At 50.8% G+C, this 20,815-nt stretch carries 1 protein-coding gene (running past both ends of the window); it reads right to left on the minus strand.

The whole window is internal to a non-ribosomal peptide synthase/polyketide synthase gene (locus tag OL444_RS20380) on the minus strand: the coding sequence, 76,998 nt in all, runs 14,029 nt past the left edge and 42,154 nt past the right edge, and what appears here is coding positions 42,155-62,969, spanning codon 14,052 (partial) through codon 20,990 (partial); the first complete codon in reading order (the gene reads right to left) occupies nucleotides 20,811-20,813. Both the start codon and the stop codon lie outside the window.

The raw sequence follows: 20,815 nt of genomic DNA on the forward strand, positions 1-20,815 counted from the left end.
TGCAGGTCTTCCTGAATAATACGCCAGCTAACGGCATCTATCAGCAGGTGATGGGCGGCCAGCCAGATCCGGGCGCGGCCATCTGCATAACCATGCAGGTAGGCCACTGCCAGCAATGGTCCATTAAAGAGATCAAAACTGCTTTGCCAGCCGGTTAATATTTCCGGTACACTGGTTTCGGCGGATAAGGTGCTTACATCCAGCGTCAGCAAAGGCACCGTGCTTTCTGCTCCATAATACTGCCGGTAGGTACGGTCCTGTTGTTCATAGCGGAAACGCAGGGCATCGTGGTAGCTGATTAGTTTGGCCACGCTTTGTTCCAGGAGGGCTTTGTCGAGCGCCGGTACCCCTATGATAAAGGCCTGGTTCATATGATGCGGCGCCTGGTAAAGGCCTTCGTCTATATGATTAAAGAACCAGGACTGCACAGGCAGCAATCCGCTTTCTCCGCTCAGGACACCCTGTTCCGATTGTACGGTGACAGCGTTGGCATCTGCCTGCGACAGGATATACGCATATAGTCCCGCAATGGTGGTATGGGTAAAGATATCATCTATGGTAACGGAGAAGCCTAAACGCTGCCGGATGCGGCTGATCAGACGGATACTGACGATACTGTCTCCACCGAGGCGGAAGAAGTCATCATGTACGCTGATAGCGGAAGGCGCCAGCCCAAGCACTTCAGCATAAATCTCACACAACAGAGCTTCCGTTTCATTTTCCGGTTGCTGGTAAACAACGGTTTCTGTAAACCGCGGATCAGTGAGGGCGCGCCGGTCTACCTTTCCGCTGGCTGTCAGTGGCAGCTGTTCCAGGTATACCAGGGTACCTGGCACCATATATTCCGGCAGGTGTGCCGCCAGATGTGCCAGCAATATTTCTTCTGCCACCGGTTCATCTGCTACATAATATCCGATGAGGTATTTACCGGTACCGGCAGCCTGTTCTTTCGCCAGTACAACGGCCTGCCGGATATCCGGCCAGGTGGCCAGACAACTTTCTATCTCTCCCGGCTCTATTCTATGGCCGCGGATTTTCACCTGCAAGTCGCTTCTGCCGGCAAACTCCAGTTTACCATCCGGCAGGTAACGTACCAGGTCGCCCGTCCGGTAAAGGCGGGTATTGTAATTTCCAGCTGTATGGAACGGATTAGCGATAAAACGTGCAGCCGTTAACGTATCCTGATGCAGGTAACCACGGGCTACTCCCACCCCACCGATGCACAGTTCGCCTACCGCGCCTACCGGTACCGGCAACAGGTATTCATCCAGTACATATGCTGTGGTATTGGCCAGCGGACGGCCAATCGTCAGATGGCTGCTGGCTGGCGTATAGTGGTGCAAGGTCGCACAAACGGTTACCTCCGTAGGTCCGTAGGCGTTAATGACCCGTGTACCCTGTGCATGATACAGCTGCATCAGCTGCTCGCTGGTGGTATCACCTGCCACTACCAGTGTTTTCAATGGCAACAGTACCGTCGTATCCAGCAAGGCAGGCGGAATAGTGGCTATATCGATCGCGTTGGTCCGGATATAAGCCTGTAACAAATCCAGGTCAGTTCTGGTACTTTCATCCAGGATGTGTAACTGATGACCATGGAGCAATGCGGTGAACAACTCACTTACATGCGCATCAAATACATAGTTGGCATACCACAGGCAATGCTGGTAACGCTCTTCCGCCAGGCCGAATGCGGCCCCCTGTTTCAGTGCCAGGTTTACCACGCCGCTATGTTCTACCATCACGCCTTTAGGCTGACCGGTAGTACCACTGGTATAAATCACATAGGCCAGGTGGTCCGGTTGTACCAGCGTTACCGGGTTGGTATGCGGATAGATGGCGGCAGCTGTCTGATAGAATTCGAGGTCAATATTTTCTACTGCTACCGCATGATAAGCCAGTATATCTGTTAAACGGGTTTCATGCGCATTGTCTGTCAGCACCACCCGTGTAGCCGTATCTGTTAGTATAAAGTTGATTCTTTCTTCCGGATAATCCGGATCTACCGGTACATAGGCACCGCCGGCTTTCAACACGGCCAGTATCGCTACCAGCATATATTCCGACCGGCCCAGGCAAAGGGCTATCAGGTCGTCCGGACGGATACTATAGGTACTCCGCAGATAGGCTGCCAGCACATTGGCACGTTCATTCAATTCCCGATAAGTCAGGGTATGATCCCGGAATACCACGGCAGTCTGATCCGGCGTTTGTAATACCTGTTGTTCAAACAGGTCCTGAATAGTCAGGTCGGCCGGATAGGTGGCGGCCGTAGCATTCCATTGCTGTATCACCTGCTGGTATTGCGTATCTGTCAATGAACGCAACTGCCGGGTTTCCAGTTCCGGATCTGCAATCAGCTGGTCCGTAAAATGATTGATGCCTGCCAGCAACTGCTCAATGACCGCTTCATCAAACAACTCCACGGCATAGTTGAGCCGGAACACCAGTCCATGCTGCTGCAGTTCAAAGGCCGATACTTCCAGCGGATAATCCGGTTTCTCACGGGAACCCCTGAACGCAATGGATAACACGCCTTCTTTATTGGCGACGTCAGACATCGGGTAGTTTTCATACACGAACAGCGTATTAAACAACCGTTCTCCTTCGCGCTGTACGCGGGCCAGGCTCATTTCACTCCGGCTGTTACCTTCCTGTATCTGGCGTTGTAAAGCCTGTACCACAGCGGCTACCGGCTCATTGGTATGTTGCAGTACCACCGGTACCGTATTGATATATAACCCTACAGAATGTTCAATACCGGTTACCGGCAGGTTGCGGCCGGAAACCGTCATCCCTACCACAGTTACATCTGTGCCGCCATAGATACTCAGTTGCTTATGCCACAGATATTGTAACAGGGCGTTGAGGGTAACGCCGTAGGTAGCACTTAATCTTTTCAGGCCATAGTAGCGGTCCTGCGTGAATAACAATTCTTTCGTAAGACTTTCTGCAATCACCCCGTATTCAGACAATACCACCTTTCTCTTTTCCGGTTTCAGCAGGCTGCTCAGGTCTTCTGTTTCCTGTAACGGCGCTACCAGTTCTGCCCAATAGGTTTTATTGTCCAGGCGGTGTTCCTGCAGGTATTGCCGGGCCTGCCGGAAGCTGCTGTCTTCTTCCACCTGTACGGCCACGCCCTGCAGTAATTGCAGATAGGTATCGTGGATATATCCCACCAATACCGGCATGCTCCAGCCATCCAGTGTAATGTGGTGGTGACTGAAAATGCTGGTAAACGCCTGCTCATCCCATTTCACCAGGATCACGCGGAATATCTTACCCGTTCCCAGGTCATAAGGTTCTTTCCGGTCATCCGCCAATACTTCCAGCAAGGCTGCGTCCCTGTCTTCCGGCGTTGTACCGCTCTTATCAATAAACCGCCAGTCGAGTATTCCGGTTTTGTCAATGATTTGTATCAATGCTTCTTCCCAGGCAAAGCGCAGGCGCAACGTACTATACTTTTGCTGGGTATAACGCCAGGAGTGTTCCAGCAACTGTAAATCCATCGGGCTGTTGTAGTCCCATACAATTTGCACGCGGTAGGCATCCGTGAGCATACCCTTATGCAGGGCATGATAAATCAGTCCTTCCTGCAAGCCATTCGCCAGGTATACCCCGCTGATTTCCCGTTCTGCCTGCAGTACATCCAGGTGTGCATCAGATACCACATACCCGATATCGCTACCGGTGAGGTATGTACGCCCTGCCTGATGCAGTTGGTCAATCAGCGTCTCCAGTGTTTGCTGATATCCGGCAGCCAGTGCTGTCAGCAATGCTTCCGGCCAGTGACCTGCCAGCGTAAAGCGTAGGCGGCCTTCCATCACCAATCCGTTGATGACCAAAATACTTTCCGGTTTGTTGGCCGGCGATACGGCGAAGCCGCTGGCTTCACCGGTAATAGACCAGTCTGCAGCACTGGTGCCACCCTGGTTATCAAATTGTCCGAGATAGTTAAAGCTGATCAGCGGCAGTTCCTGTTTCACATATCCCAGCAACGCCCCATAGCCGATACCGTTATGTTTTATTTTCCGCAAGGCATCTTTCACGGCAACAACAGCAGCGGTGACATTGCGGCTGGCTGTCACCGGCAGCTCTACCGGATACATCGAGGTAAACCAGCCAACGGTATGCGTGATATCGATATCCGATGATACATCTTCCCGGCCATGGCCTTCCAGCAACACATGGTGTTTATCGGCTCCGGTAACACCTGCCAATGCTACACCCAAAGCACCTAGTAACAAGTCGTTGATACGGGTATTATACACCTGGTTACATTCCCGCAGCAACAAATTGGTATATGCGGTATCCAGTTCAAATCCTGCCTGTCCGACCTGGTCTGTTTCCAGGGTTCTTAATTTGTTATTACTATCCGGTACACCGGCGGCGATACCTGCCCAATAAGCGGTTTCTTCTTCCGGGTTGACGGTTTCTATTTCCTGATAGGCAGCAATAGCGTTTATCCATTGCCGGTAGCTGCTGCCTTTAGCACCCAACACCGTACTGCCTTCCAGTGACGACACAGGAGTTGGTTTTGCTGTTTGTATGTATTCGTATATTTTTTTCAGGTCTTCTGCGATAATACGCCAGCTCACAGTATCCATGATCAGGTGATGGAATGCAAGCCAGATTCTGGCCCGTCCGTCCGGATAACCATCCAGATAGCCGGCCGCCCAAAGCGGTGCCTGTTGCAGTTCAAACCCATGCTGCCAGGTAGTGAGTACTTCCTGTAAAGCATCCGGGCCTGCTACACTACTGACATCCAGATAATGTAACGTGACCCGAGTCGTAGCCTCTTCATAATGCTGACGGTAACCAGATGTCTGTTTTTCAAAACGGAACCGTAAGGCATCATGGTAACGGAAGAGTACCTGCAAACTTTCTTCCAGGATAGTTTTATCCAACGCCGGTACCCCTATCAAAAAGGACTGATTCCAATGATGAGCCGCCGCATAGTTGCCTTTATCGGCCAGCTGGAAGAACCATTCCTGTATGGGTAATAAATTACTTTCCCCGGTGAGGATGCCTTGTTCTGATTGTATGGTGATGGTAGCAGATAAAGTATGTACCAATACATTTTCATACAAGGTAGCAATCGTGCGATAGTTAAAGATATCACCGATACCAACTGATACGCCTAAACGTTGCCGGATGCGGCTCACCAACTGAATACTGATAATACTGTCGCCTCCCAGCCGGAAAAAGTCGTCATGCACCCCGATACCTGCCGACTGCAGTCCCAGTACATCTGCATATATTTCACACAGTATTTCTTCTGTGGCATTTTTGGGAGATGCATACGTTGTGCTGTCGGTAAACAGCGGATCCGGTAATGCGCGCTTATCCAGCTTGCCGTTTGGCGTCAGCGGCAGCTGTGTCAGGAACATCAGGGTAGCCGGCACCATATATTCCGGCAGATGTGTATTTAAGTATTCCAGCAGCACAGTCGTATCCAATGCCTCGTCGGCTACATAATAGCCTGCGAGGTATTTACTGCTACCGGATTCCTGTTCCCGTGCCAGCACTACGGCATGCCGGATACCTGGGTAGGCCAGCAACCGGTTTTCTATTTCACTCAGCTCTATACGGAAACCACGGATCTTCACCTGCCAGTCATTTCTACCTACATATTCCAGGTTACCGTCCGGTAAGTATCTTACCAGGTCACCGGTTTTATACAACCGGCCATTATAGTCTGCTGCCGCTTCTGCTGCTGTGCGGAATGGATTAGGAATGAAACGTTCTGCGGTTAGTTCCGGTAAGTTCAGATATCCTCTGGACACGCCGGCCCCACCGATGTACAGCTCTCCTACCGCGCCTACCGGTAAAGGCACCAGCTGGCTGTTTAAAACATACGCAGTTGTATTACCCAACGGCCGGCCAATCGGGATAACACCCGATAAAACCGTGTCGTAGTTATTACATAGCCAGGTAGTCGCAAAGGTGGTACTTTCTGTAGGCCCATACCCATTTACCAGTTTCACGCCTTCGTTCTTTTCAAAGAATCGTTTCACATGGTTCAGGGAAATCTGTTCACCTCCCACAACAATATACCGGAGACTCTGTAACCCGCTCAGTTGTTCGTCTACCAGCGTATGGAACAAAGAAGTAGTGATAAAGGAAATGGTAATATGATGATGATTGATGAAATTGTCCAGGCTGGCGGAATCCAGGAAAACGGATTTCGCGGCAATGATCAGCGTACCGCCATGCAGCAACGCCCCAAAGATATCAAACACCGATCCGTCAAAGGAGAAGTTAGCCAGGTTCAATACGCGGTCATCTTTTCCAAAAACAACATAGTCTACACCTTTCACCAACCGGCTGATCATCTGGTGCTCCACCATTACGCCTTTCGGGATACCCGTAGTACCACTGGTATACATCACATACGCGAGGTGGTGCGCATCCACCGGCGTGAGCGGATTCGTACGGGGATAATTGTTATATACGGCATCGCGGAAGAAAGCGCTGTTTACATTTTCCACGGCAACGTCATCATAAGCTGTCAGTTCATTGAGCCATTCTTCATGCGCGGCATCTGTCAATATCACGCGGGTAGCGGTGTCCGATAAGATGTAAGACACCCTTTCACCCGGATAGGCAGTATCAATAGGCACATAGGCAGCTCCTGCTTTCAGGATGGCCAGTATAGCCACCACCGTTAGTTCGGAGCGATCCATAAAGAGTCCGATCAGGCTATCGGGACCAGCTTTATAAGTAGTTCGCAGATAGGCAGCCCAGGCATTGGCCCGTTCGTTCAATTCCCGGTAAGTCAGCGACCGGTCTTCGTAGATGACAGCTATCTGATCCGGCGTCTGTGCCGCATGCTGTTCAAACTGGAAGTGGGTCGTCTGGTCAAACGGATACGCCTGTACGGTATTATTCCAGTTATATACAATTTCCTGGTAGCGCGTTTCATCGAGGTAGCGGAAGGCATCCGTTGTGATATCCGGTTGTGCCACCAACTGATCCACGAGGCTTTCAATACCATCCAGTACCTGTTCCATCATGGCGGTTTCAAACAATTCGCCGGCATACTTCAACCGGAATGACAGTTGCTGGCCATGTTCCAAGGCGGCTACTTCCAGCGGCAAATCTGATTTTTCCACGGACTCCCGGAAGTGTAACAACAACTCACCGTCTGCTGCGCTGTTGATAATCGCCGGATAGTTCTCGTATACAAACACGCTGTTAAACAGCCGCTCTCCTTCTTTCTGCAAGCGGGCCAGACTCATTTCACTCCGGGTGTTGATCTCCTGTATCTGTTCCTGCAAGGACTGAATCAATGCAACGGCAGAACCAGTCGTATGTTCCAGGATCACCGGCAGCGTATTAATAAACAATCCGATGGACTGCTCAATACCAGCTATCGGCAGATGACGCCCGGATACCGTCATACCCACCACCGTGGTGCTGCTCTGGCTATAGATACTCAGTTGTTTGTGCCACAGATACTGTAACACGGCATTGAGGGTTACCCCATTCTTCGCACAAAAATCTTTCAGGGCATGATAACGGGTATCCGTAATCGAACGGTTTAAAATCTTCACTTCCCGGATATGCCGGTAATCCCCCAGTACCAACTGTCGCTTATCCTGTTTCAATAGTCCGCTCAGCTCTTCCTTCGTCTGTATTTTATTGATATAGGACTCCCAATAAGCCAGGTTATCATCTCTATGTGCCTGCAAATATTGCCGGGCAATGATATAACTGCTATCCGGCTCTGTATCTGCCGCCTGGCCATGTTTCAGCTGCAGGTAGGTATTATGCAGATAATTCAGCAACAGCGGCATACTCCAGCCATCTATAATCACGTGGTGATGACAGAAGATACAGCGATAGGCAGTATCACCCAGTTTCAACAGATATACCCAGAACAGTTTTCTGGACGACAAATCAAATGGTATAGACCTGTCTGTATCAGACAACCGGTTGAGATAGGCTTCCTGTTCTGCTGCCGGCAAATGGCTCAGGTCTATAAACCGCCAATCCAGTTCGCCGGTTTTATCGATTACCTGTACCAGTGTTTCTTCCCAGGCAAACCGTGTACGCAGGGTAGCAAATTTCTGCTGGGCATATCGCCACGCCTGTTCCAGTTTAGGTACATCCAGCTGATTGCGGTAATCCCAGCTCATCTGAATCCGGTATGCTTCATCATCGGCCCCCTGGAACAAGGAGTGATAAATCAATCCCTCCTGTAAACTGTTCGCCAGGTATATACCTGCAATCTCCTGTGTTGCCTGTAGTTCCTGCAAATGCGCATCGGATACGACATAGTCAATATCGCTGGCAGTGAGATAACTTCTGCCGGCTGATCCCAGGTAACGTACGAGTGCTTCCAGTGCCTGCTGATAAGCCGATGCCAGCGCCGACAACAACGCTTCCGGCAACTGTCCGGATAACATAAAGCGTAGCTGTCCGTCTATCACAATGCCATTTACGGCCAGGATGTTATGATCATTATTACGCGCAGATACGGCTACACCGGTGCTTTCATCGGCCACAAACCAATCTGTTGCCGCCGGCTTACCCTGTCCGCCTTCTACCTGACCCAGGTAGTTAAAACTAAGTAAGGGTAAGGTATTGGCATGATAACCATATAAGGCCCCATAGCCGACACCGTTATACCGGATCTTTCTCAGCGATTCTTTCACCGATATAATTAAGTTACCCGGATGTGCTTTATCTGTGGTGATTAATTCTACCGGATAAAGACTGGTAAACCATCCTATGGTATGTGTGATATCGATATCTGTCTGCAGGTCTTCCCGGCCATGTCCTTCCAGTAATACATGATGCCGGTCGTTACCGGTCAGCTCAGACAATGCCAGGCCCAATGCTGTCAGTAACAGGTCATTGATACGGGTCTGGTATACCTGATGACTATCCCTCAACAGGAAGGCAGTCTGTTTTTTATCCAGCTCCAGGTGTACCCTGCTTGTTGCCGGCACCGCCCTGGATGTCAGCCAGGTATTACTTTCCGGTATCCCGGATGTAACGCCTGTCCAGTAAGCGGCTTCGTCTACTACCTGGTCTACATCCTGATACTGATAGGCAGCAACAGCGTTTACCCATTGCCGGTAGCTGCTGCCTTTGTCACCCAATATTTTGTCAACGGTCACAGCTGGCAATGCAGCGAGGTCGGTTTGTTTGACGTGTACCGCCTCCCATAAGTAGTCATATATCTTTTTAAGATCTTCCTGGAACGTACGCCAGCTGACGGTATCCATTACCAGGTGATGGAAGGCAAACCATAACCTTGCCCGGCCATCTTCATAGCCGGTAAAGTAACCAGCAGCCAGTAACGGGCCGTTCAACAGGTCAAATCCTTCCTGCCAGCCGGTCAATATCGCGGGTAATGCTTCCCTATCAGATAATCCGCTCACATCCAGGTAATGTACCGGTACCGCTGTCACGGCTTCATCATAATATTGGTAATAACCTTCGTCCCGTTTATCATAGCGGAAGCGTAAGGCATCATGATAATTGATCAGTTTCACCAGGCTCTGTTCCAGTATGGCGGTATCCAATGCCGGCACGCTGAGGATAAAGGACTGATTGAAGTGATGTGGTGCAGCATAACTACCCTGGTCTGTTTCATGGAAGAACCAGGCCTGTACCGGCAACAAGGCGCTCTCGCCTGTCAGGATGCCCTGTTCCGACTGTATGCGGGCGGCAACAGCAGCATGCGCAATCACATGCTGATACAACGTAGCCACGGTACGGTGGCGGAAGATATCCTTGATACTTACGGAGATCCCTAAACGCTGTTTAATACGATTCACCAATTGAATGCTCACAATGCTGTCTCCTCCCATATGGAAGAAATCATCATGTATGCTGAGGCCTGTAACCGGTAATCCCAGCACCGCTGCATAGATTTCACACAGCGTTGCTTCTGTTTCGTTTTCAGGCGCCTGATAAGTATGCGTTTCTTTGTATTGCGGATCTGGTAATGCGGCACGATCCAGTTTACCGTTTATCGTCAGCGGTAACTGATCGAGGTGCAGCAATACCTGCGGCACCATGTACTCCGGTAAAGCGGCGCCCAGATAGGATTGCAGGATGGCGGTATCCAATGTATCGTCCCCTACATAGTATCCGGTGAGGTACTTACCACCAGCCGCCTGTTCCCGCGCCAGCACAACGGCCTGGCGGATACCGGGATAGGTAGTGAGTCTGTTTTCTATTTCTCCCAATTCAATGCGATGCCCACGGATCTTCACCTGGGAATCGGTACGGCCTGCAAATTCCAGGTTACCATCCGGTAAATAACGTACCTGATCGCCGGTCCGGTAAAGCCGGGCATTATAGTCAGCAGCCCGCTCTGCGGCTGTCTGGAAAGGATTAGCGATGAAGGCGGCGGCGGTGAGTGCCGGCTGGTTCAGGTAACCACGGGCCACACCGGCGCCACCAATGTATAATTCTCCGGTAGCTCCCGGCGGTACCGGTAATCCGTTACCGTCCAGCACATACACCGTGGTATTGGCAATCGGACGACCAATCGGCAAACCAGCCAATGCGCTGTACTGATCCGGCAAACACAGCCAGGTAGTGGTAAATAAAGTACCTTCTGTAGGCCCATAACAGTTAAGAATATACGTAGGCCGTTCCGGTTGCGCCACCAATCGATCCATCAACACTTTATCCAGGGCTTCGCCACCTACCAGCAGGTATTTCACCCGGTTGGCGATACTGTTATCCAGCAGGTATAAGCTATCGAATAATGTTTTAGTCAATGACAGGATGCTTACCTGGTGTGTTTCCAGCAACGCTTTAAAGGCTGCCACATCGGCGCTGAGCGCCAGTATATCTTTTACCAGCACCAGTTGCCCACCGTTTAACAGTGGCCCCCATATCTCCAGTACGGAAGCATCAAACACAAAAGTAGATACCCCCAGGAATACATCTGTTGCTTTGATGTCCAGGTAATTGGTGTCTTTTACCAGACGCACGGCATTATTATGCGCCACCATCACCCCTTTCGGCTGGCCGGTAGTGCCACTGGTATACATCACATAAGCCAGGTCGCGGGCCGTATTGATCACCGTCGGATTAGTGGCAGGATAAGTATTTTTTACGGATGCGGCCAATACCGGCGCCGTCATATTTACTATGTCAAATGACAATTGTTGGCGGAAGGTTTCCAGCTGTGTTGCCTGCGCTTCATCTGTCAATACTACACGGGTACCGGTATCAGACAACAGATAAGCGATTCTTTCTGCCGGATAATTGGTATCCAAAGGCACATAGGCTGCACCGGCTTTTAAGATGGCCAATATCGCCACCAGTACCTGTTCTGAACGTTCCATATACAGGCCGATCAAATCATCCGCACCGGTATTATAAGTAGCCCGCAGATAAGCTGCCCATACATTTGCCTGTTCATTCAGCTCGCGGTACGTCAACTGCCGGTCTTCACAGATAATCGCCGCATGATCCGGCGTCAGGGCTACCTGCGCTTCAAACAATGCCTGGAGCGTCTGACCGGAAGGATACGGCGATGCCGTTGCATTCCACTGGTGTACCACTTCCTGGTACTGTGTATCGCTGAGATAACGTAATCCCTTCGTTTCCACTGCCGGATCATATAACAACTGATCCACCAGGTTGCCGATGCCGTCCAGTAGTTGCCGGAGCATAGCGGCATCAAACAATTCGGCCGCATATTGCAGGATGAAGCGAATCGCTTCTCCCATATCCACCACCGTTACACCCAGTGGATAATCCAGTTTACCAACGGCATCTGCTGCGCCCAGTGATATAGTTAATTCCCCTTCCGCAAAGCCATTGGCGGCGATCGGGTAGTTATCGTATACAAACAAGCTGTTAAACAGCCGTTCCCCGGCTTTCTGCAGTCGTGCCAGGCTCACCTCACTACGGCTGTTTGCTTCCTGAATCTGTTCCTGTAAATTCCGGATGGCTGCCAACACCTGCGTGTCGGTATGTTCCAGAATAATCGGCAGGGTATTCAGGTACAATCCTACCGATTGCTCGATACCTGCGATAGGCAGGTTACGGCCGGATAAGGTCATCCCCACCACCGTGGTACCAGTATTGCCATACACGCTGAGCTGTTTATGCCACATGTATTGAATAACCGCATTAATGGTCACACCATGGGCTGCACAGAACACTTTCAGGGCCTGATAACGGTCATGGCTGAACGTCAGTTCCAGCACACCGGTTTCTTCCACCTGGCGGTAATCCGACAACACCACCTGGCGTTTTTCTTCTTTCAGTAAACCACTCAGCTCTTCCGCCTGTGTTATTTTCTGTACATAGTTTTGCCAGTAGGTCTGGTTGGCGGCACGATGTTCCTGCAAATAACGACTGGCCTGTTCATAGCTGTCTTCCTGCAGGGTGTTCACCGGCTCTCCTTTCACTAGCTGCAGATACGTTTCGTGCAGGTAGCCCAGCAGCAATGGCGTACTCCATCCATCCAGGATCACGTGGTGATTACTGAATACAAAGGTGTAATGCGCCGTATCTCTTTTGATCAGTTGCAGCCGGAATAACTTCGCGACCGACAAATCATAGGAGCGTAACCGGTCTGCCCGGAGGAGCGCTTTTATCTGTACTTCCTGTTCTGCTGCCGGTAAATGACTCAGATCCTGGTAATGCCATTCCGGTTCGCCGGTTTTATCGATCACCTGTACGAGGGCTTCTTCCCAGGAGAAACGCAATCTCAGGGTGCTATAGCGTTGTTGGGTATAGCGCCACGCCGCCAATAGTTTGTCTGCTACGATCTCATTGTGGTACTCCCATACTGCCTGTACACGGTAAGCATCATCTTCATCCCCCTGATTCAGTGCATGGTAAATAAACCCTTCCTGTAAGCCGGTAGCCAGATAAACACCTGTGATTTCCTGGCTGGCCTGTAAGGTCTGCAACAGCTCATCTGTCACGATATATCCTACATCACTGCCTGTCAGGAAAGTGCGGGCTGTGTTATCCAGGTCATGCAGGAGTGTCGTCAACGCTTGTTGGTAAGCAGTTGATAACGCGGCTAATACGGCTTCCGGCAGATATCCGGTCAGTTCTACCTGCAGGCGTTGCTGCCATATGCCTGCGTTCAGCTGCAGTACGCCATAGCCGGGATTCGCTGATGATACCGGATTAAAGATGGCATCCGTAATCAACCAATCTTTGTTTGGCGCATCAAAACTACCGGCGTAGCTAAAGCTCACCAGGGGTAATGCCTGCAAGTGGTAACCCTGTTGTATACCATATGCTGCTCCATCCGGCTGTACCTTTCGTAGTATTTCTTTCGTGGCTGCAATCGTTGCCCCGGTATCTGCCGGTGTGGCTGTGTGCAGCAATATGGGATATAAGGAGGCAAGACGGCCTGTTGTACGTGTAGCCGGGATCGTTACCAATGGATTATTACGGTCATTATCTTCCAGCAACAGATGATGCTGCCGGCTACCGGTCAATTGCTGTAAGGCAACACCCCATGCCGCCAGCAGTAAATCCTGTGTACGGGTGTGGTAGATGTCATTGGCGGTTCCTGTCAGTTTTTGGGTAAGACTTTCCTCCAGTCTGAAAGTAGTCCGGTTGATCGTATCTGTACGCCTGCTCTCCCATAGTTTATTCGTTTCTTGTATACCGGCAGTACTTTCCGCCGGTGCGATGTCTGTTGCAGAGAAGACTTCCGTGGTAGCGTGTACCCATTGCCGGTAGCTGCTGCCTTTAGCACCTAATATGGTGCTGGCATTGATACCAGCGATCGCTGTCTCTTCCAGACTGCCATCGGCTATACCGGCTGCCAGATACTGATATATTTGCTGCAGGTCTTCCGCCAGGATACGCCAGCTGGCTGCATCTGTGGCCAGGTAATGAGCTGCCAGCCAGACACGGGCGCGATCAGACACGGTACTTTCGAGGTAAGCCGCTGTCAGCAACCGGCCATCAGACAGACTCAGTTTATTTTGCCAGCCGGCCAGTATGCCTGTCCATGCTGCTTTATCCGGCAGACTGTCGGTATCGAGATAGTATACCGTAATGGGATCTCCTTTCGCCTCATAATACTGTTGCCAGGTATCTTCTTGTTTTTCATAGCGGAAACGCAATGCATCGTGATAGCTGACCAGTTTGTTGATACTATGTTCCAGTATGGTTTTATCCAGTACGGGTACTTCTATGATGATAGCGGAGGTTTGTTGCTCCGGAGCGTTGTAAAGACCTGCTGCCACCTGCCGGAAGAACCAGGTTTGTACCGGCGCCAACGTGCTTTCTCCTTCCAGGAGTCCCTGTTCACCCTGTGCGGCCGTACCGGCGGCCTCTTCCTGCGAACGGATATTGGCATATAGTGTGGTGATGGTGGTATAGGTAAAAATATCATCTATACTCACTGTGAAGCCTAAACGCTGACGGATGCGGCTGATCAACCGGATACTCACAATACTGTCGCCTCCCATCCGGAAGAAATCATCTTCCACACTCAGGGTGGCCGGATCCAGCCCCAGCACCTCTGCGTAAATTTCTACCAGCAAAGCTTCTGTTGCGGTTACCGGCGCCTGATAAACAGGCGTATCGGTCAAACGCGGATCAGTTAGCGCGCGGATATCTGGTTTACCACTGGCGGTAAGGGGCAGGTGATCCAGGTGTATCAGGATACCCGGCACCATGTATTCCGGTAATCCGGCCTTTAAGAACGCCTGCAAATCTGATATGACTACCGGCTCATCTGCCACATAGTAGCCCACCAGGAATTTTCCTTGCTGGGAGGCATGTTCTTTCGCCAGTACAATAGCCTGGCGGATTTCCGGATAGGCCGTGAGCCTGTTTTCTATTTCTCCGGGTTCTACCCGGTTGCCGCGAATCTTCACCTGAAAATCACTTCTACCAATAAATTCCAGGCTACCATCCGGTAGATACCTTACCAGGTCACCGGTTTTGTAAAGCCGGTCTTTTTCCGGCGATGTCCGGAATGGGTTATCTATAAAACGTGTAGCCGTGAGCGTATCCTGATGCAGGTAACCACGCGCTACACCCGGCCCGCCGACAAACAATTCTCCTATCGCACCGGGCGGTACCGGCAAGTACCGGCTATCCAATACGTAGGTAGTTACATTCGGTAATGGCCGGCCGATATTAAACGAACTACCGGCTGGTGTATAGTGATGCAGGGTCGCACACACCGTTACTTCTGTAGGACCATAGGCATTGATCACATGGGTACCCTGCGCATGGTATTGTTCCAGCAGGGAGACATTGGTCGTGTCTCCTGCTACAATCAAGGTATCCAGCGGCAATATGCACGTAGTATCCAGCAGGGCCGGCGGTATCGTGGCAATGGTAATGGAATTGGCCACGATGTAATTTCTGAGGAGATACAGATCTGTTCTCGTTTTGTTATTCAGTATATGTAGCTGATGACCATATACCAGGGCGGTGAACAGTTCACTGACATGCGCATCAAATACATAGTTGGCATACCATAAAGCGTGCTGATAGCCGCTATCTGCCAGACCAAAAGCAGCGCCTTGTTTCAAAGCCAGGTTCACCACACCACGGTGTTCAATCATCACACCTTTGGGCTGGCCCGCGGTACCACTGGTATAGATCACATAGGCCAGGTGAGCAGGCCCCGTAGCGGTTACCGGATTGGCTTTCGGATAAATGGCCATAGCCGCGGTATCCAGGAATGCACTTTCGATATTTTCAATCGCCACACTGTGATAGGCCAGTATTTCCGTGAGCCGGTTTTCATGGGTAGCATCTGTCAATACCACATCCGCGTGGGTATCCGACAGGATAAAGGCAATTCTTTCTTCCGGATAAGCCGGATCTATGGGTACATAAGCGCCGCCTGCCTTTAGAACTGCCAGGATAGCGACCAGCAGGTGGTTGGAACGCTCCAGGCAAAGCGCTACCAGATCATCCGGATGGATGCCATAACTGCTGCGCAGATAGGCTGCCAGCACATTGGCCCGTTCATTCAGTTCCCGGTAGGTCAGGCTTTCATTTTCAAATACCACGGCCGTCTGGTTTGGTGTACGTGCCGCCTGTTGTGCAAACAAGGTGTGAATGGTCTGATTTGCGGGATACACTTCCGCTGTTTCGTTCCAGTGGTGAACTATTTCCCGGAACTGTGTTTCATGCAGATAACTGAGCGCCCTTGTAGCCAGCTGAGGGTGGTCTACCAGCTGCGTTAGCAGCAGCTCAACGCCATCGAGCAACTGCGTGATCATACGGTCTTCAAACAATTCGCCGGCATACAGCAATATAAAGATCAGTTCCTGTTCATGGTCGATCACATTTACTTCCAGCGGGTAATCCAGCTTTCTCAGTGATTCTCCAAACGAAACATACAGTTTATCTTCTCCAAAATCATTGGCGGGCATCGGAATATTTTCATACACAAAGATGCTGTTGAACAGTCTTTCTCCTTCCTGCTGCAATCGCGCCAGGCTCATCTCACTCCGGATATTAGCTTCCTGTATCTGATCCTGCAGCGACTGTATGGCTGTCAGGATCTGCTCATCGGTATGTTCAAAAACAACCGGCAAGGTATTAATGTACAACCCTACCGATCCCTCTACGCCTGTTACCGGCAGGTTACGGCCGGAAACCGTCATCCCCACTACTGTAGTATTGCTGTTGCCATATACACTCAGCTGTTTATGCCACACATACTGCATCACTGCATTCGGGGTGAATCCATGTGTTGCACAGTAATTTTTAAGGGCATGGTAACGGTCACGGCTGATCGTAAATTTCTTTATAGCCAGGTCCGTAATTCCGCGGTAATCTGCAATGGACACATACCGGTGTTCCGGTTTCAGTAAACCACTCAGGTCTTCGCGGCCCTGTATCCGTGATACATATGCTTCCCAGTACAACCGGTTAACATCCCTGTGTTGCTGCAGATACTGACTGGCGAGGTTATAACTATTATCCTGCGTCAGTTGTAACGGTTGATTTTTTAATAGTTGCAGATAAATACCATGTACTTCATTCAGGATAATCGGGAAACTCCAGCCATCCAGGATGATATGGTGGTTACTGAACAGGAAGGTATAATGCGCTTCATTCCGTTTAAAGAGATACATGCGGAACAGCCGGCCGGTAGACAAGTCATAGGTCTTTTGCCAGTCTGCTGTTACCACAGCCTGTACCTGCTCTTCCTGTGCAGCGGCCGTCAGCTCACTTATATCCCGATACTGCCAGTCGAACTCGCCGGTTTTATCCACTACCTGCACCAGTCTTTCTTCCCAGGAGAAACGCAGCCGTAATGCGGTATGTTTATATTGTGTAGCGCGCCAGGCTTCTTCCAGTCTGACGATATCCATAGGATTATGATAATCCCATATCATCTGTACCCGATAGGCATCATCTACCGCTCCCTGATGCAGCGCATGATAAATAAAGCCTTCCTGCAGGCTGGAAGCCAGGTATACACCGGTAATTTCCCGGTCGGCCTGCAGGGATTGCAGATAGGTGTCCGATACGATATGATCGATATCAGTACCTGTCAGATAAGTACGACCTGTACTCGCTAATGTTACAATTAATTCATGCAAGGCCTGTTTCCAGGCAGCAGATAAAGCAGTCAGCGTGGCTTCCGGCAAACGGCCGGTAATATCCACGTGCAGCTCACCATGGAGAATATAGGCAGACAGTTGTAATACACCCAGGTTCACCTGCGCAGCGATATTGTTATGCAATGCTGTTTCATCAGCCAGCTGCCAGCTGCTTTCACTGCGGTCTATATGACCTACGTAATTAAAACTCACCAATGGCCACGCAGTTAATGTATCGCCATATAGCTGCCCATAACCAATACCGCCATCAGGCACCTGACGCCAGGCTTCTTTCACCGCCACCACGGTTTCAGCTATATCAGCAGCCGTTGTGATGACTGTCGGATATAAAGTGGTGAACAAACCTGTTGTCCGGGCAACGGAAAGATCTCCCGCTAATGCCGGCCGGTGATGATCTGCCACCAGTATCTGATGCGGATGGTTGCCTGCGAGACTGTTCAATGCAAAGCCGGCCGCACTTAACAGCAGCTCCGCTGTGTGGGTATGATACACTGCATTGACATCACCCTGCAATAAGGCCGTACCGGAAGTATCCAACACAAATGATACCCGCTGCACTCCTTCCGTGGCGGCAGCAGACAACCAGGTATCTGTTAGACGCCCGGCTGCTGCTATTTGCTGCCAGTAGGTAATTGCTGTGTCGGATACTTCATACGCTGCCGCAGCGTTTACCCATTGCCGGTAGCTACTGCCTTTGACAACAGCCCGTGCGGTACCTGCTGCAGACAGCTGATGATAATGTGCCTCCAGGTCTTCCAGCAGCAACTGCCAGCTGGCCGTATCTGCCACTAATGGATGGATGCCCAGCCATAACCAGTGCCGATCGGTATCGGTATCTTCCAGATAGCCCGCCGCCAGCAATGGGGCATCATATAACCGGAAAGCTTGCTGCCAGCCGGAGATGATATTATATACTTCCGTTGCGCTGTTAACAGTCGCCTCCTGTAATGTAATAGCCGCTTCACTGTAATACTGGCTATAACCCGATCCCACTTGTTTATAACGGAAACGCAGCGTATCATGCTGGTTTACCAGCCACTGTAAGCTTTGCGCCAGGAGGGTTTTATCCAGCACCGGCACTTCCAGGGTAAAGGAAGTAACTGTTAAAAGATTGGCTGCTGCCGGCTGTTGCAGGAATAACCACTGCGCCGGCGACAAGCTGCTCTCACCGGTCAGCAAGCCCTGTTCTGTATGCAGGCCCGGCGCCGCCAACGATGCGGCCATCACCTGCTCATACAAGGATGCAATAGTCCGGTACCGGAAAATATCTTTTATACTAACGGTTAAGCCTAACCGCTGTTTAATCCGGTTGACCAGCTGAATACTCACAATACTATCCCCTCCCAGCTGGAAGAAGTCATCGCGGATACCTACGGCAGTTACTTCCAGTTCCAGTACGGCTGCATATATTTCACACAGGATTGTCTGGGTTTCATTTTCCGGTGCGTGATATACCCGCGCATCGGTGAACCTTGGATCCGGTAACGCATCCCGGTTGAGCTTTCCATTGATGGTAAGTGGCAATTCGTTGAGATGCACCAGGATGTCGGGCACCATATAATCCGGCAGATAAGCACCCAGATAAGCCTGGATAGCGGTAGCATCCAGTGCCTGATCTGCTACATAATAGCCTGCCAGGTATTTACCGGTTACACCCGCCTGGTCGCGCGCCAGCACTACTGCCTGCCGGATACCCGGATAAGCAGCCAGCCGGTTCTCTATTTCTCCCAACTCAATACGATGACCACGGATCTTCACCTGGAAGTCATTACGACCTACAAACTCCAGGTTACCATCCGGCAGGTATCTCACTAAATCGCCCGTTTTATACAAACGGCTGTTGTAGCCATTTGTATCCGGACTGGTGAGCCGGAACGGATTGTCGATAAACCGTTCAGCCGTTAACGTAGGCTGGTTCAGGTAACCACGCGCCACACCGGCGCCGCCGATGTACAGTTCTCCGGTGGCTCCTACCGGTACCGGCGCCAAGTTGTTGTCCAGTACATATACCGTCGTATTGGCAATCGGGCGGCCAATCGGTACGCCACTCAGGGAGCGATGATCCGTTGAACCACACAGATAGGTAGTCGTAAACAAGGTGCCCTCTGTAGGACCATAACAGTTAAGAATATACGTAGGCCGTACTTCCTGCGACACCAGCCGGTCTATCAGCGTCTTATCCAGCGCTTCCCCGCCTACCAGCAGGTATTTCACACTGTTGGCGATGGTATGATCCAGCAGGTACAAACTATCGAATAAGGTTTTGGTGAGCGACAGGATGCTGACTTCCTGTGTTTCCAGCAATGATTTAAAGCCCGCCACGTCTGCACTCAACGTCAAGGCGTCTTTCACCAGTACCATCCGGGCGCCATTCAGTAATGCCCCCCATATTTCCAGGATAGATGCATCAAATACAATGGTAGACACCTGCAGGAATACATCCGCTGCTGTGATCTCCAGGTAATTGGTATTGCGCACCAACCGGGTTACATTACGATGTGGCACCATCACGCCTTTAGGCAAACCGGTCGTACCACTGGTATACATCACATAAGCCAGGCTGTAGGCGTTGCTGGTGATAGCAAGGTTCTCAGCCGGCCAGCTAGCTCTTGCTGCCGACAGGAAAGCAGTATCGGTAATATTGATAATATCAAATGACAACGAAGTCTGGAAATCTGTTAATGCAGCAGCCTGCACCTCATCTGTTAATACCACCTGTACTTTGGTGTCTGACAGGATAAAGCTCACCCGCTCTGCCGGATAGGCCGTATCGATCGGCACATAGGCAGCACCTGATTTCAGGATCGCCAGGATAGCAATAATAATTTGTTCAGAGCGCTCCATATACAACCCAATGAGTTCATCCGGGCGGATATGGTAAGTAGCGCGCAGATAAGCCGCCAGCACATTGGCCTGTTCATTCAGCTCCCGGTAAGTGAGGCTATGATTTTCATACACAAGGGCGATGTGATCCGGCGTCAGCAGCACCTGTTGTTCAAACAGCGCAGGTAGTGTCTGATCTGACGGATAGGGTTGGTACGTTGCATTCCAGTCGTGTACCATTTCCTGGTAGCGGGATGCTTCGAGGTGCGACAAGGCACCGGAAACAATAGCCGGGTCTTGTACCAGCTGATCGGCCAGATTGGAAATTCCGGCAATCACTTGTTCCATCAGGGTATCATCGAACAACTCTTTTGCATATTGCAGGATGAAAGACAATTGCTGGTGATGATCCAGTACTGCGATCACCAGCGGATAAT

This window comes from Chitinophaga nivalis (genome assembly GCF_025989125.1).
In the GTDB taxonomy this organism is placed as follows: domain Bacteria; phylum Bacteroidota; class Bacteroidia; order Chitinophagales; family Chitinophagaceae; genus Chitinophaga; species Chitinophaga nivalis.